At 53.5% G+C, this 15,326-nt stretch carries 14 protein-coding genes; 10 read left to right on the top strand and 4 right to left on the bottom strand.

Annotated elements, in window-relative coordinates:
- Window positions 1-222: 222 nt before the first annotated feature.
- Window positions 223-2,934 (bottom strand): aconitate hydratase AcnA, encoded by a 2,712-nt coding sequence (gene acnA, locus PXY01_RS17710; protein ID WP_127571726.1) that lies wholly within the window; start codon window positions 2,932-2,934, stop codon window positions 223-225.
- Between the two features lie 240 nt (window positions 2,935-3,174).
- Between acnA and PXY01_RS17705 the strand changes: the two genes are divergently transcribed.
- The 7 genes from PXY01_RS17705 to PXY01_RS17675 all read left to right on the top strand — a co-directional run bounded on the left by PXY01_RS17705 (window position 3,175) and on the right by PXY01_RS17675 (window position 9,609).
- Window positions 3,175-4,299, top strand: coding sequence for an amidase domain-containing protein (locus PXY01_RS17705; RefSeq protein ID WP_127571724.1), 1,125 nt, complete (start codon window positions 3,175-3,177; stop codon window positions 4,297-4,299).
- Window positions 4,300-4,360: 61 nt separating this feature from the next.
- Window positions 4,361-5,470: a D-alanine--D-alanine ligase gene (locus PXY01_RS17700; RefSeq protein WP_127571722.1), complete on the top strand. Its 1,110-nt coding sequence runs from the start codon at window positions 4,361-4,363 to the stop codon at window positions 5,468-5,470.
- Window positions 5,471-5,546: 76 nt separating this feature from the next.
- Window positions 5,547-5,867 carry a hypothetical protein gene (locus tag PXY01_RS17695; protein ID WP_127571720.1) on the top strand — a complete coding sequence of 107 codons (321 nt, stop codon included), beginning with the start codon at window positions 5,547-5,549 and terminating at the stop codon, window positions 5,865-5,867.
- On the top strand, window positions 5,864-6,943 hold the full coding sequence (gene uvsE, locus PXY01_RS17690; protein WP_127571718.1) for a UV DNA damage repair endonuclease UvsE: 1,080 nt from the start codon (window positions 5,864-5,866) through the stop codon (window positions 6,941-6,943). Before PXY01_RS17695 ends, uvsE begins: the two co-directional genes overlap by 4 nt.
- An 89-nt stretch (window positions 6,944-7,032) precedes the next feature.
- Window positions 7,033-7,854, top strand: a complete 822-nt coding sequence (locus PXY01_RS17685) for a sulfite exporter TauE/SafE family protein (protein WP_127571716.1) — start codon at window positions 7,033-7,035, stop codon at window positions 7,852-7,854.
- An 83-nt stretch (window positions 7,855-7,937) separates the two neighbouring features.
- Window positions 7,938-8,789 (top strand): inositol monophosphatase family protein, encoded by an 852-nt coding sequence (locus PXY01_RS17680; RefSeq protein WP_174721846.1) that lies wholly within the window; start codon window positions 7,938-7,940, stop codon window positions 8,787-8,789.
- 91 nt (window positions 8,790-8,880) lie between these two features.
- Entirely contained in the window at window positions 8,881-9,609 is a 729-nt protein-coding gene (locus PXY01_RS17675; RefSeq protein ID WP_127571714.1) for a nucleoside phosphorylase, read from the top strand.
- A gap of 80 nt (window positions 9,610-9,689) precedes the next feature.
- On the opposite strand, the gene PXY01_RS17670 is transcribed toward PXY01_RS17675, so the two are convergent.
- Together PXY01_RS17670 and PXY01_RS17665 are read right to left on the bottom strand one after the other, a co-directional pair.
- Window positions 9,690-11,006: a glutamate-1-semialdehyde 2,1-aminomutase gene (locus tag PXY01_RS17670; RefSeq protein WP_127571712.1), complete on the bottom strand. Its 1,317-nt coding sequence runs from the start codon at window positions 11,004-11,006 to the stop codon at window positions 9,690-9,692.
- Window positions 11,007-11,122: 116 nt separating this feature from the next.
- On the bottom strand, window positions 11,123-12,187 hold the full coding sequence (locus tag PXY01_RS17665) for an LCP family protein (protein ID WP_127571710.1): 1,065 nt from the start codon (window positions 12,185-12,187) through the stop codon (window positions 11,123-11,125).
- A 172-nt stretch (window positions 12,188-12,359) separates the two neighbouring features.
- Between PXY01_RS17665 and PXY01_RS17660 the strand changes: the two genes are divergently transcribed.
- The 3 genes from PXY01_RS17660 to PXY01_RS17650 are packed head-to-tail and all read left to right on the top strand — an operon-like array spanning window position 12,360 to window position 15,047.
- Window positions 12,360-13,457, top strand: a complete 1,098-nt coding sequence (locus PXY01_RS17660; RefSeq protein WP_127571708.1) for an ABC transporter ATP-binding protein — start codon at window positions 12,360-12,362, stop codon at window positions 13,455-13,457.
- Entirely contained in the window at window positions 13,454-14,248 is a 795-nt protein-coding gene (locus PXY01_RS17655; protein WP_127571706.1) for an ABC transporter permease, read from the top strand. Before PXY01_RS17660 ends, PXY01_RS17655 begins: the two co-directional genes overlap by 4 nt.
- A 7-nt stretch (window positions 14,249-14,255) precedes the next feature.
- Window positions 14,256-15,047 (top strand): ABC transporter permease, encoded by a 792-nt coding sequence (locus tag PXY01_RS17650; RefSeq protein ID WP_127571704.1) that lies wholly within the window; start codon window positions 14,256-14,258, stop codon window positions 15,045-15,047.
- Between the two features lie 42 nt (window positions 15,048-15,089).
- On the opposite strand, the gene PXY01_RS22640 is transcribed toward PXY01_RS17650, so the two are convergent.
- Window positions 15,090-15,326: hypothetical protein (locus tag PXY01_RS22640; RefSeq protein WP_218028232.1), on the bottom strand; the 237-nt coding region annotated here is incomplete at its 5' end.

Below are 15,326 nucleotides of genomic sequence, written 5' to 3'. Positions count from 1 at the left end.
GAGTGCCACACACGAACCGAAAGTGTGCTGTTTAAGATGACTGACGACTGACGGGAACGGTTAAGGTGAAGGTAAGCGCGCGGTCGATGGAGCGAATCCTGAGGCGAGGGGATTATAAACCAAAGCAGCGCAAAAGCACAATGGCCTGTAAACCGCGGCGGCTTCGCCGAGGCTTACAGGCCATTCTTATCGAGTCAGGCTGTAGCAGCCTGACTCACGTTATTACATGTTCGCGATCATTTGACGCAGAACGGTTTGCAGGATACCGCTGTTGCGGTAGTAGTCGACGTCAACGAGCGAGTCGAGACGTACGATGACTTGGAAGTCGAATTTTGAACCGTCTTCGCGCGTAGCCGTTACCGTTACGAGCTGACCTGGTTGAACGTCGTTCGACAGGCCCTCGATATCGAACGTTTCGCGGCCCGTAATGCCGAGCGAGGACCAGCTTTGGCCTGCTTGGAATTGGAGCGGCAGTACGCCCATGCCGACGAGGTTCGAACGGTGGATACGTTCGAAGCTCTCTGCGATAACTGCTTTAACGCCGAGGAGGAACGTACCTTTAGCTGCCCAGTCGCGGGAGCTGCCCGTACCGTACTCTTTGCCTGCGATAACGACGAGGTTTTTACCTTCAGCTTGATATTTCATCGAAGCGTCATAGATCGACATTACTTCATCCGTAGGCAGGTACTTCGTTACGCCGCCCTCCGTGCCTGGAGCCACTTGGTTCCGGATACGGATGTTTGCGAACGTACCGCGCATCATGACCTCGTGATGACCGCGGCGCGAGCCGTACGAGTTGAAGTCTTCGCGTTTAACGCCATGCTCGATCAAGTATTTGCCAGCTGGGCTGTCAACCTTGATGTTACCTGCCGGCGAGATGTGGTCCGTCGTAACGGAGTCGCCAAGCAATGCAAGCACGTTAGCGCCTTTAATGTCGGCGATGTCGCCTGCTTCAGCGCCCAGGTTCGCGAAGAACGGAGGGTTAGCGATGTACGTGGAGCTTTCGTCCCACTCGTAGCTTTCGCCTTCCGGAACGTCGATTGCGTTCCAACGCTCGTTCTGCGTGAAGACATTAGCATACTTGTCGCGGAAAATTTGCGGGCTCATAGCTGTGCTGATTGCCTCTTGAATTTCCGCTTTCGTAGGCCAGATATCTTTCAGGTAAACCGGTTGGTTGTTTTGATCGTAGCCAATCGGATCTTTCGCCAGATCGATGTTGACCGTACCAGCCAGTGCATAAGCAACGACGAGCGGAGGAGAAGCGAGGTAGTTCGCTTTAACCTGCGCATGGACGCGGCCTTCGAAGTTACGGTTACCGGACAGTACAGCTGCTACCGTCATGTCGTTGTCAGCGATTGCTTGACTAACTTCGTCTGGAAGCGGACCGGAGTTACCGATGCAAGTAGCGCAGCCATAACCTGCAACGTGGAAGCCGATTGCTTCGAGCGGCTCGATCAGGCCTGCTTTTCTCAAATATTCCGTAACGACCAGGGAGCCTGGCGTCAAGGACGATTTTACGTAGCCTGGTTTCGTCAGTCCGCGAGCGACAGCTTTCTTCGCTACGAGGCCCGCGCCGACCATAACGCTCGGGTTGGACGTGTTCGTGCAGGACGTAATTGCTGCGATAACGACAGCGCCCGTGCCCATCGTACTCGTTTGGCCGTTAGGATGCTTCACTTCAACTTGCTGCTCGATCTTGTCATCGGACAGGCCATAGCCGCCTTTGTCGATCGGCGTACGGATGATGCTGTTGAATGCTTCTTTCATCGCCGTCAGCTCTACGCGGTCTTGCGGACGCTTAGGACCTGCGAGCGATGGAACGACCGTAGACAGGTCGAGCTCGATAACATCGGAGAACACAGGGTCAGCCAGGTCGTCCGTACGGAACATACCTTGTGCTTTGTAGTAAGCTTCAACGAGCTTCACTTGCTCTTCATCACGGCCCGTCGAACGCAGGAACGCCAGCGTCTCGTCGTCGACAGGGAAGAAGCCGATCGTTGCGCCGTATTCCGGTGCCATGTTCGCAACCGTTGCACGGTCAGCGAGGCTGATGTTGGAAAGACCCGAGCCATAGAACTCAACGAATTTGCCGACAACGCCTTTCTTACGGAGCATTTGCGTTACCGTCAGCGCGAGGTCAGTAGCCGTAGAGCCTTCTGGCAGGCTGCCCGTCAGCTTGAAGCCGATAACTTCTGGCATAACGAAGTACAGCGGTTGTCCGAGCATGCCGGCTTCCGCCTCGATGCCGCCGACGCCCCAGCCGACAACGCCGAGACCGTTGATCATCGTTGTATGGGAGTCGGTACCTACGAGCGAGTCAGGATATACGACCGTTTCGCCGTCTACCGTCTTCGTTGCTGCTACGGATGCGAGATATTCAAGGTTAACTTGGTGAACGATACCCGTTGCTGGTGGAACCGCACGGAAGTTATCGAACGCCGTTTGCGCCCAGCGGAGGAATTTGTAACGCTCCGCGTTGCGTTGGAATTCATATTTCATGTTCGTCTCAAGCGCGTCCGGTGAACCGAATGCGTCGACCATGACGGAGTGGTCGATTACGAGGTCTACTGGAACGAGCGGGTTGATCCGTTTAGGGTCGCCGCCTGCTTTCTTCACCGTGTCGCGCATAGCTGCAAGGTCAACGACAACCGGTACGCCGGTGAAGTCCTGCAGGACGATGCGGGCAGGGATGAACGGAATTTCTTTATCCGTGCGAGCTTCAGCCCACGTTGCGAGTTGTTTAACATGCTCTGCCGTGATGCCGCGGCCATCGAATTGACGGATCGCTGCTTCGAGGAGCACCTTGATGGAGAACGGGAGCTTCGAGATGCTGCCCAGACCTTGCTTCTCGAGTGCAGGCAGGTTGTAGTACGCGTACGATTTGCCGCCGGATTCGAGCGTCGAGCGTACGCCATATTGGTCTTGCTTAGACATAAACGATAACGCCTCCTAGATTGGATTCAATCGAAATCGCTAGTGTGTTTCGTTAGTTTCATTCTGCGAAACACGATTTCATAAAACGCTTATGACTACAGTATATCGTTTTTATAGGGGGTACGTAAAGCCTGTTTATAACGATTTCAATCTATATTTCACATGAACGCGCCTATTCCTACATAAGATGAAAAAAGCGAAGATCTCCATAATTTTTCATCCGTATGAGGAGGGGTGAGCATGCCGCGTTCGACGAGCCGTTCCGTCAGCAAGCGCGGGATCACAGCGCCGCGTTTCGCTCAGACGCAACGGCAGCAGATGCAGGAGCCGAAGCTTGAAGGCTGGAAGTCTGGCGTTCATGCGTACATCAATCGGTTCAACCAAGCTGAGGTTGATCAGCATCCGTCGGTATTCGACGGCCTTGTCGCAGACAGCGATCATCTTGTGCGTCTTGGTGCCCGTCTGGAGCGGCTGCGCGAGCGGGATTTGCTCCGAGGCGTGCTCTCCTCCCGCAGTGAGACGAAGGCAGAGATCATCCGCGTGAATGAATCGGCATCGGAGACGACCGTTATGTTAAAGCTTCGTATCAAACGCATTATGGAACAAAAGAGCCGATCTTATACAGAGGAAAGATTGGAGCACGAGCGGCTCTGGCTTGCCCGTAACGGCAGCGACTGGATCATTACACGCGTAGAGCCCGTCGTATCCGAGCGCAGACCGCGGTTCGGCGCGAACGAGCAGTCGCTGGTGCCCAAAGAAAGCGAGCTTTGGGCGGAGTCGTCACAGCGAATTGTAAGGCCGCCATCGGCGCCGTTCTTAAATTATGATATTTTACCGGATATCAAACATCGGGCGAAGCAGACCTATCGCCGCGATCTTGCGGCTGCTTATGCCGATCGGTGGTGGAATGAAGGAAATCCCGCTTACGAGTTGTTCGAGGTAAACTGTACGAACTACGTCTCTCAGTGTATCTTTGCAGGCCATGCGCCAATGAACTATACTGGTAAAAGAGATAGCGGCTGGTGGTATCAAGGACGCAATGGCGGTCGCGAGATGTGGAGCTATAGCTGGGCAGTCGCGAATGCACTGCAATCGTATCTCGCATCGGGGCGGAAGAATGGCCTTCGGGCGACGATAGTCGAATCAGCCGATCAACTGCAGCTTGGCGACGTTATTTGTTATGATTGGAACGGCGATTATCGGTACCAGCACACGACGATCGTTACAGCGTTCGATGTGGGCGGGATGCCGCTCGTTAACGCGAATACGGTCGCAAGCCGGCACCGATATTGGGATTATAAAGATTCCTACGCTTGGACCGAGAAGACGAGATACCGCTTTTTTCATATAGCCGATCAATTTTAACGGTGAGCGACAAGTAACGATTATGGTCGTCCACGAATACGAACTACCGGAGGAATAACGAATGGGCGAGAAGATTCGCGTAGGTCTTATCTACGGGGGAAAATCGGGTGAACACGAGGTGTCGCTTCGTACTGCGCTGGCGGTAATGAGCGAATTTGATTATAACCGTTATGAAGTCAAGCCATTTTATATTACGCATAACGGCGAATGGAGAGCAGGAGACGTGCTGCTGGAGCCGCCGGCAGACATCGCTTCTTTGCAGCTTGCGGAGTCCGCTGCCGGTGGAGCGATCAGTCCGATATTCCAAGGACTGCAGCTTGCTGGTCAATCGGCAGATAACTCTCGTGCACTAGATGTTGTTTTCCCGCTGCTTCATGGCACGTTCGGCGAGGACGGCACGATTCAAGGACTGCTTGAGATGGCGAACATTCCTTATGTTGGAGCGGGTGTACTCGCTTCGGCAGTCGGCATGGACAAAATTACGATGAAAAAGGTGTTCGCACACGAGGGACTACCGCAATGCGTATTCCGGTATTTTAATCGGACACAATGGGAGAAGGACCCGAATTATTACATTATGGAAATCGAAGTAGCGCTCGGATATCCTTGCTTCATCAAGCCGGCTAACCTAGGCTCCAGCGTCGGCATCTCCAAAGCGAGAAACCGTGAGGAACTGATTGCCGGTATCGAATATGCGCTGCGTTATGACCGCAAAGTCGTCGTCGAAGAGTTCGTCGATGCGCGTGAGATCGAGGTCAGCGTACTCGGCAACGATGAGCCAAGAGCATCCGTACCGGGCGAAATTCGGGCTTCGAATGAATTTTATGATTATAAAGCAAAGTATATTGACGGCACTTCCGTAATGGAAATTCCCGCGAACATTCCGCCTGAGAAGGCGCAGGCTGTTCGCGAGATGGCTCTGCGCGCGTACACGGCGATCGACGGATCGGGCTTATCCCGTGTCGACTTCTTCATGCGCAAGTCCGATGGCGAGCTGTTCATTAACGAAGTGAACACAATGCCTGGCTTTACCCCTTTCAGCATGTATCCGCTCATGTGGAAGGAATCGGGTCTTTCCTATGGCGAGCTGCTTGATACGCTCATTTCGCTTGCTCTGCAGCGGCATGCTGACAAGCAGCGAATCGATTACGGCGGCGGTTCCCCAGAATAATATGGGGGCCGCCTTACCGCTTGCCGCTTGGGACAAGCAGTCCGAGCTTACATATTCGATATAGGAGGAACGGGATATGGGTTTTCAGACCGAATTCAATTCCGTATGCAAATTCAAGTCTGAGCAGGAACTGTATGAGCTGCTCGAATATGGCCGTGGCAAAATGGTCAAAAAAGGCTTTCGTGTATTTCCGACGGGTCAGAAGGTAATCGCGTATTCGCCAAGCAATCAGGCGATTGCGATCGTGCGCATTGTTGCCTCGATTGCAGAAATTAATTTTCAAGGTGAGGAAGTAACGGAAGTCGAGATGGTGCTCGTCCGTAAGCTGACCGATGAGGAAGCGCGCATACAGACAGCGCTTGCGCACGAAATGTTCTTCGGAGAGCACAGCGCGTGATTGTACGGTTCGGATTCGTAGCGATGAGCATGCTGCTGGAGAACGCTTCTCCCTCCAAGACGATGACGTACGCCAGCTTCTCGAAGCTGGAGGACAGGGAAGCAGCGCTGCGTAAACTGGAGAGAGTGGCTGAGCAAAACTTGGACAACTCTCTACGACTGCTCAAGCACTGCCGCGGCAACGGAGTCTCGGTGTACCGGTTTTCCTCTAAGCTGATTCCGCTTATGACGCACGATGCGCTGAGCGGCTGGGACCCTTTCCCGGTACTAGCAGACAAATTCGCGGACATCGGCGCATTCGTGCGGGATAACGGCATGCGCGTATCGTTTCATCCGGACCATTTTTGCGTGTTTAGCACGCCAAGGCCTAATGTGTTGGCCAAATCGACGGAGGATCTGGACTATCATGTCCGGATGCTTGAGGCGATGGGGCTCAACGAAACGGCCAAAAACAATATTCACGTCGGCGGCGCATACGGCGACAAGAGTGCCTCCGGCCGTCGCTTCGTCGAGCAGTTCGGCGCGCTCGACTCGCGTTTTAAGAATCGGATCACGCTTGAGAACGACGACAAGACGTTCAACGTACGCGAGACGCTGGAGCTTGCCGAGACGGTCGGTGTGCCGATGGTGCTCGACATTCACCACCATGCAGTGAATGACGGAGGCGAGAGTGAGACATCGCTAATTAACGAGCTGTGGCCGCGTATTGTGGATACGTGGCGGCGTGAGAACGAGAGGCTGTCTAATACGGGACAAGCGGCATACGGCGGTGTGGCTGCTTCAGCTCTCAGCGTTGACACCGGTGGAAGCAGCATGCAGGATTGGTATCTGCCGCCTAAGATTCATGCCTCCAGCCCGAAGAGCGTGACTGACCCTCGCGGCCATGCCGATTATGTCGAGGCGGTGCCGCTGCTTCGTTTCTTGCAGAAGGTTTCCGGATCGGTGCCGGCTATTGACTGCATGTTAGAGGCGAAGCGTAAGGATGATGCGCTGTTCCAGCTCATGACCGACTTTCGGGAGATGGGCGTAAGAGGTGAGGGCGTACGCGTCATCGGACCTTCGGCGATTGAACTATAAGCGTGAGGCCGCAATCGGTTTCGATAGCGGCTTTTCGCTTGCAGGCATGAAAGCATATATCGTGACATACGTAGAAGGAAGGGAATCGTGTGCTTGAGATCGTCCTGCTTACGCTGCTTGGCCTCGTATCCGCCGTGTTCGGCAGTATCGTAGGTCTGGGCGGCGGTATCATCATCGTTCCGGCGCTAACGCTTCTAGGCTCGCAATTAACCGGAGATACGATCGAGCACCCTACGGCGGTCGGGACCTCGCTTGCCGTATTGATCGTAACGGCGCTCGCTTCAACGCTGTCTTATGCGAAGAAGCGCCGTGTGGATTGGCGGAGCGGCATGCTGCTGTTCATCACGAGCGGACCGGCGGCGATGCTTGGCTCTGCTCTGACTGGCCATATGAAGAATGGCGTATTTCAGCTTTCGTTCGGTATATTTATGCTGCTGATGGCAGGACTGCTTGTAGCAAGAGACTATATGAAGCCATTATCGATACAGTGGCCGGTTACACGTACCTACACCGACGATAATGGTGTGGAGCATCAGTATGGTTATTCTGTTCTTCCGGCGCTGTTGATCGGTTTCGTCGTTGGACTTGTGTCAGGGCTGTTCGGCATCGGCGGCGGGTCTCTATTCGTTCCGGTCATGGTGCTGCTGTTCCGTTTTCCTCCCCATGTGGCGACAGCTACGTCCATGTTTGTAATTTTTATGTCTTCGATTCTTGGGACGGGCGTACACGCTTACCTCGGTGAGACGAATTGGTGGATCGTGCTGATGCTTGTGCCGGGTGCATGGTTTGGCGGCAAGCTGGGTGCCTATATTGCTTCGCGAATGACCGGCAACGCACTGCTGTGGGTGTTGCGCGTCACGTTCGTCTTAATGGCAGCTGAGCTTATTTATGAAGGAGCAGCGGCATTATAGCATAAACGGGCGAAACTTTGAGCGGTACAAGACGTAATGTAGTAGAGCAACCGGAACCTTATAGGAAAGTAGCGTGATTGAAGGTGAATGATCAGCGGGATATCCCCGTTATCGGAGGCAAAAGCTTCATGGCCGTTGCCATCAACTGTGCGGCTAAAGCGGGGGAATGGATTAAGACCAAGCTTGGCAAACATACGAGTTTGTCATTGAAATATTCGGCGCAGGACCTTGTCACCGAGGTGGACAAAGGTGCCGAGACGATGATCCGGAATTTGATTATGACGCATTTTCCGCATCATTCGTTCTTGGGAGAGGAGGGCGTGCAGCCAGGCCCGGAGGCATCGATGCGCGCTCTGCATGATATGCGGGATGAGGAGTACCTGTGGATCGTCGATCCTGTAGACGGTACGACGAACTTCGTGCACGGATTTCCGTTCTTCTCGGTATCGATCGCTCTGGCGCATAAGGGCGAAGTAATCGTTGGTGTTATATATGATCCGATGAGGGACGAACTATTCGTCGCGGAGAAAGGCAAAGGCGCTTACGTACACGGTCAGCGGATGGCAGTATCGCAGGAAGGGACGCTGCGTGAGAGCCTGCTCGCAACGGGATTTCCGGCAGATCCGCAAATGCTTGTACCGAATATGCAGGGGCTGCAGGCGCTTGTACCGCAGGTTCGCAATATTCGTGCCGGGGGCTCGGCCGCGCTGCATATGGCATATGTAGCTGCGGGTCGGTTAAGCGGCTTCTGGGAATATGGGCTGAACGCATGGGATTTGGCGGCGGGCTCGCTGCTCGTAACGGAGTCCGGCGGCCAAGTGACCGACATTGCCGGGGAGCCTTATCATTTGGGGATTCGGCATGTCGCCGCCTCGAATGGTCTTATGCATGACAGCTTCGTATCCGAATTGAAGAAGGCTGGAGTGCAGCAATAACAGCTTTAAGACGTGATGCAGCGATGCGGCTGGTGTGTCGGCCGCTGTTAGCTGCATCCTTTTTTGGATGAAGAGGAGGAGAGATCGTACGATGTATTTGCCTATTCTGCAGATTAACTCGGAAGATATTCCACAATATGCGCTGGTGTGCGGCGATCCGCGGCGTGCAGCGGCAATCGCGGAGCGGCTGGAGCATGCAAGGGAGCTGGCGTTCGCAAGGGAATACCGGACGTTCGTCGGCAAGTACCAGGGAGTGAAGCTTGCGGTAGTCAGCCATGGGGTCGGCTGCCCGGGCGCGGCGGTTTGTTTTGAGGAGCTCATTCGGGCTGGGGTGAAGACGCTCATTCGTGTAGGGACGGCAGGCTCGTATTCGGCCGATCAACCGGCAGGGAGCCTAATCGTGAGCACGGCAGTGATTCGAACAGACGGTCTGACGCGCCAGCTTGTGCCAGACGGCTTCCCGGCTGTTGCGGACAGCGATGTCATCAATGCGCTGTATGAAGCGGCTCTCGAAGCGAAAGGTGAAGGTGTCGTGCGCAAGGGGATGACGGTAACGCTGGACGTCTTCTTTAACGGAGTAGAGGAGTTCCCCCATAAAAAGATGAAGGCGGCGGGCGCACTCGCCGTCGAGATGGAGATATCGGCGCTGTATGTGACTGCTTCGCTGCGCGGCGTACGAGCCGGAGCGATTGTCGCAATAGACGGCTATGCGGACGCGGATTTGGCGGCGGAATACGATCCGCATACCGACGCTGTCAGCAAAGCGGTTGAGCGTGAGATCGAAGCGGCGCTTGGCGCAATTGTGAAGCTGGCTCAGTAGGGCGGGGCAGCAGCACGGCGGAGTACATACTGGTATTTAAAAGGACGATGCATGATAAGCTGCATCGTCCTTAATGTATGTTACCGCAACACCTTGCTTAACGCGCGGTCAGCTGCTTCAATCGTAGCGTCCACGTCGGCATCGGTATGGGCGGTCGTCAGAAACCATGCCTCATACTTGGAAGGGGCTATGACTACGCCTTCCTCCAGCAGACCTCGGAAGAAGCGGGCAAAATGCTCGCTGTCCGTCTGCTGCGCTTCCTCATAGTTCGTAACGGGATGGTCGCAGAAGTGGGTCGAGAATGCGCCGCGAATCCGATTGATCGTCATTGGTACGCCATGGCGCTTCGCCGACTCGTGGATTCCATCGGCGAGCTTGATAGCGAGCCGTTCCATCTCTTCATACACGCCAGGGGCTCTCAGCACTTCGAGGCATGCGATGCCCGACGAGATCGAGGCCGGGTTGCCGGCCATCGTGCCAGCTTGATAAGCCGGTCCGAGCGGAGCGACCTGCTCCATGATCATTTTGCGGCCGCCGTAAGCACCGATTGGCAGGCCTCCACCAATAATTTTGCCAAGCGCAGTCAGATCCGGCTCAATCGCAGCATGGTCCGGAAATGCGCCGTATGTCTGTGTACTGCCGTAATGGAAGCGGAAGGCGCTGATGACTTCGTCATAGATGACGAGAGCGCCGTATTCGCGCGTAATCTTGCACAGCGCTTCAAGGAAGCCCGGCTTCGGCATGACCATGCCGAAATTGCCGACAATCGGCTCGACCATGACCGCTGCCGTATCATCGCCCCAACGCTCCAATGCGGTACGCAGCGCATCGATATCGTTGAATGGAACCGTAATGACCTCATGCGCGATGCTCGTCGGTATGCCAGCGCTGTCCGGAATGCCCAGCGTCGAAGGTCCTGAGCCGGCTGCCACGAGAACGAGGTCCGAATGGCCGTGATAGCAGCCTGCGAACTTAATAATTTTGCTTCGCTTCGTATAGGCGCGGGCAACGCGGATCGTCGACATGACCGCCTCTGTACCAGAGTTGACGAACCGTACCTTATCGAGCGAAGGAATGGCCTCCTTCAGCATGCGTGCAAGCTTGATCTCAAGCTCCGTCGGGGTGCCGTACAGCGTGCCGTTCTCGGCAGCGCGAACGATCGCCTGCGTAATATGCGGATGGGCATGTCCTGTAATGATCGGGCCGTATGCTGCTAAATAGTCGATATATTTGTTGCCGTCGACATCCCAGAAATAGGCGCCCTTCGCACGCTCCATAAAGACTGGGGCACCGCCGCCGACCGCCTTGAATGAACGAGACGGACTGTTCACGCCGCCTACGATATGCTGCAGCGCTTCCTCATACATTTGCGCGGAACGCGCATGATTGTTAATCATCGAATTATTACCTCCGTAAGTCCATAAGCTTCTTGATCATTATAACAAACTTTGTTCGTCAAAAAAGGACTGCTCACCGTCATTCTTCATGACTCGTGAACAGTCCTCTATTGAATTTACTGTCCGTCTGCCGCGCTGCTCTCGTCTGAGCTTGTACCGTCTGCATCCGTGCCGTCTGCCGCACCATCGGATGATGTGCTCGTGTCAGTCGCCAGCGTCTCCTGTACGAAATCACGAATCGCTTGCTCGCTCTTGATGCCGATGACAGCTGCACCGCCGACTTTATCCTCGGCGATCAAGTCCATCGGAGGCACTTGCTGAGAGCCAGCCATCGATACGTTGCGGCCGAGATTGGCGAGCTTGAGCATATCCTCGAAGGTGAGATTCGTTTCAATATAAGGATTGACGCTTTCGATAATGTCTTTCATCTTCAAAATGTTCCATCCGGTCAAAATTTTATCTGCAACGGCCTTCATGAACGCGCGTTGTCGTTCAGTGCGAGTGAAGTCACTCATAGCGTCATGACGGAAACGAACATATTGAAGTGCATGGTCTCCATCCAGATGCTGGTAACCCTTCTTCAGATGAATGTCGTACCGGTTCAGGTCGGCGTTGTCAACGTAGTTCATATCTTTCTCAACGTAGAAATCGATACCGCCAATCTCATCGATTAGTGATTTAAAGCCTTCGAATTCAGTATAAACATAATATTGAATATCAAGTCCAAGCAGATTGCCGACCGTCGTGCGAGCCAGCACCTCGCCGCCTTGGGTTACAGCGGTATTGATGCGTCCTTTGCCGTGCCCTGGAATGTCAACGTACGTATCGCGTAGAACGGAGAACACATGCGCCTTCTTCGTCGTTGGATCAATCGATACGACCATCATTGTGTCAGAACGGGCAACCTGATTTTTCTCAAGTCCGCGTCCGTCGCCGCCCATCAGCAGAATGTTAACCCGCTCGGAGCCCTCCCATTTCGGCGGCTCCTGCAGCCCTTCATTCTCAAATTGGCTGAATTTCGAATCTTCGCCGGTTTTATTCAGGTCACCGACCGCGTTATATACGCCGATCCCCCACACAGCAGCGTAGATAAATATGCCGGCTATAATAACTAGCAAACCGAATAGTGTCCACAGCCACCACGGTCTGCGTTTTCTTTTTAATTTTTGACGCGCTTCCATTGAATGTCGCTCCTTTTTGGAGTATGCTGTCTTGTGCCTGATTATTTTACTGCTAAAGGATGATACACATCCATAAATTATAAGGCTGAATATCGTATTGAATCAAGTTTTATCAACAAAGCAAAAATTATTATTATAATTTGAATTGCCAAGCAAGAGAGGAGTAACACAGTTGTCGAAGCTAGCGATCGACGTGCGTGATTTGAGAAAACAGTTCAAGGTGCAGAACAACCGCGCAGGCCTCGGCGGCGCATTGCGCGATTTATTCAAGCGTGAGTACCGTGAAGTGATCGCGGTTAAGGATATAACGTTTCAAATTCCGCAAGGTGAGATTTGCGGTTATATTGGCGAGAATGGAGCAGGTAAATCGACGACGATTAAAATGCTGACAGGTATTCTCGTGCCGACGTCAGGCAAGCTTCTCGTTAACGGATATGTTCCCTATAAGGAGCGAGAGAAATTCGTTAAAGAGATCGGCGTCGTCTTCGGACAACGGTCGCAGCTGTGGTGGGATATTGGCGTCATTGAGTCGTTCCAGCTGCTGCGTAAGGTGTACCGAGTGCCGGAGGAGGACTTCCGCCGTCGTCTGGATGAATTGGTGGAGCGGCTGCAGCTGTCGGAGCTGCTGAACCGACCGGTACGCAAGCTGAGCCTCGGCCAACGGATGCGCTGCGAGCTTGTCGCCTCGCTGCTGCACAATCCGTCCATTTTGTTCCTCGATGAGCCGACGATCGGCTTAGATATTATCGTGAAGACAGAAATTCGCGAGTTTCTAAAAGAGATGAATAAGGAGCACGGCACGACGATTCTGCTGACGACGCACGATTTGCAGGATATTGAGGCGTTGTGCTCACGTGTTATTATGCTGGACGACGGCCGCATTATTTATGACGGGGGATTGGAGGAGCTGAAGACACGCTGGAGTAAGGGCCGCGAAATCAATTTCCAATTCGGCATTGCGGTTGGACTCGATCGACTGCATACGATGACGGAGGGTCTCGGCGTCACTTGGTCAGCCGATCATGAGATGGCGGCGACGATGTGGCTGCCGCATTCCGTTAATGTCTCGGATGCACTGGCGCGAGTCGTTGGCTCTGCAGTCGATATTCGTGATATTAAAATTAACGAGACGAACACCGACGAAATCGTCCGTGAAATTTATCAATCCGGCAGTGCGGAGACGAAATCGGCTGCCGCAGCATCGCTGGAGCTAAGTACGGAGGCTCAGCAGGAAGAGCAGGAGCTACGGAAGGAGACGGCGCGGCGATGATGAGCGCGTATATTGATTTTATCCGTATTCGCTTCCTGATGATGCTGGCTTACCGGGTAAACTATTACAGCGGCATTGTAATCTACGCCATTAACATCGGTGCTTACTACTTCTTGTGGCAGGCTGTGTACGGCGACAAATCAGAGCTTGCGGGCTTCACCGTTGCGCAGATTACGACATATACAGCGGTGTCTTGGATGGCGCGCGCATTTTATTTCAACAATCTGGATCGTGAGATTGCCAATGAAATACGCGACGGCAGCGTCGCGATTCAGTTGATTCGGCCTTACTCGTATCTTGCAGTTAAGATGATGCAGGGCTTCGGTGAAGGAATTTTCCGCTTGCTTCTGTTTATGATTCCGGGCATGGTCATCGTCTGCCTGCTGTTTCCGGTATCGCTGCCGACCGATCCGGCCGTATGGGGCGTATACCTGCTTATGCTGCTGTTTGCCTTTCTTATTAATACGCAGATCAATATGCTGACCGGCCTATTCGCCTTCTTCGTCGAAAATAACGAGGGCATGATGCGTATGAAGCGGGTTATCGTCGACTTGTTCTCTGGCGTCGTCGTACCGATCGCGTTCTTCCCCGGTTGGTTGTCGGAGACGATGAAATGGCTGCCGTTCCAAGCTATTACCTATTTGCCTAGCTCGGTCTTCACTGGAAGAACGCCGCTGTCGGATGCAGGAGGCGTACTCGGCTTGCAGGTTGTCTGGTTCGTCATTCTGCTGGTCCCGATCGCGATAACGTGGCGGGCTGCTCGGATGCGCCTTTTCGTGCAGGGGGGTTAACGATACGATGCTCTACATGTCACTTTTTTGGGAATATTTGAAAAATTATGCCAAGACTCGTCTCACCTATCGCGCCGACTTCTGGATCGAAGTGCTGTCGGATCTGATGTTTCAAGGGCTTAACCTGATCTTTATTCTGATCGTCTTCCGTCAGACGCCGACGCTCGGCGGATGGTCGGAGGCGGAGGTTGTGTTCGTTTACGGTTTCTTCATGGTGCCGTACGGCATCTTTTCGACTTTTTTCAACTTGTGGAATTTCGCTGAACGCTATATTGCTAAAGGGGAAATGGACCGGGTGCTGACGCGTCCGGCGCACAGTCTGTTTCAGGTGACGCTCGAAAATATGGACCCGCCATCGCTTATCGGTTCGTTGATAGGCTTCATCATAATGGCGATCAGCTACAGCCAGCTTGGCCTAACGATTCAATGGCTCGATATTCCAGTCATGCTTCTGTTGATCTTCAGTGCCGTAATTATCTATGCAGGCATGTATACGGCGCTTACGGCGATTTCGTTCTACTCGGACGCGCCGACAGGTATTTTGCCGCTTATGTACAATATTCAAAGCTATGGCCGGTATCCGGTTAATATCTATAATAAAATCATTCGGTTCGTGCTGACGTGGCTGCTGCCGTTCGCATTCGTCGGTGTTATTCCGGCGTCGTACTTCCTTGAGCACAAGAGCGACAACATTGCTTCGCTTGCGCTGTATACACCGCTTGTCGGCTTGATCGTCTTCGTGCTTGGACTGAGCGTCTGGAACCGCGGTGTAAAGCGATATAGAGGCGCTGGGTCGTAATGATGATGGGTATAGGATAGCTGCAATGAAAGAGTCCGGTGATCAAGGTGAACGATAGGCGGTTTTCCGGAGAGAAGTTGCTTCGAAAGCACACGCTTTCAGTTCCTTTGGAACCTTGTGTTTGCCCCGCCTTATGGAATAGTTAATTGGAAACAGCTCTTTAGTAAAAGGAGGTAATACAATCCTTTCTAAAGGAGCTTTTTTTTTGTTACCGTTGGTATTCTCGAAGCAAAGACTGTGAGGAATGCACGAAATGCCGCGCGGCGGCTGTAACGCCCC

The organism is Paenibacillus xylaniclasticus (genome assembly GCF_004001065.1).
Classification (GTDB): Bacteria; Bacillota; Bacilli; order Paenibacillales; family Paenibacillaceae; genus Paenibacillus_T; species Paenibacillus_T xylaniclasticus.
This window is presented reverse-complemented; position numbering and strand designations above follow the sequence as displayed.

Excerpts from the sequence above, each read along its gene's own strand:
- PXY01_RS17655 (WP_127571706.1), top strand. The coding sequence starts at position 13,454 with ATGATGAGCGCGTATATTGATTTTATCCGTATTCGCTTCCTGATGATG.
- acnA (WP_127571726.1), bottom strand. The coding sequence starts at position 2,934 with ATGTCTAAGCAAGACCAATATGGCGTACGCTCGACGCTCGAATCCGGC.
- PXY01_RS17700 (WP_127571722.1), top strand. The coding sequence starts at position 4,361 with ATGGGCGAGAAGATTCGCGTAGGTCTTATCTACGGGGGAAAATCGGGT.
- PXY01_RS17670 (WP_127571712.1), bottom strand. The coding sequence starts at position 11,006 with ATGATTAACAATCATGCGCGTTCCGCGCAAATGTATGAGGAAGCGCTG.
- PXY01_RS17695 (WP_127571720.1), top strand. The coding sequence starts at position 5,547 with ATGGGTTTTCAGACCGAATTCAATTCCGTATGCAAATTCAAGTCTGAG.
- PXY01_RS17705 (WP_127571724.1), top strand. The coding sequence starts at position 3,175 with ATGCCGCGTTCGACGAGCCGTTCCGTCAGCAAGCGCGGGATCACAGCG.
- PXY01_RS17665 (WP_127571710.1), bottom strand. The coding sequence starts at position 12,187 with ATGGAAGCGCGTCAAAAATTAAAAAGAAAACGCAGACCGTGGTGGCTG.
- PXY01_RS17650 (WP_127571704.1), top strand. The coding sequence starts at position 14,256 with ATGCTCTACATGTCACTTTTTTGGGAATATTTGAAAAATTATGCCAAG.
- PXY01_RS17675 (WP_127571714.1), top strand. The coding sequence starts at position 8,881 with ATGTATTTGCCTATTCTGCAGATTAACTCGGAAGATATTCCACAATAT.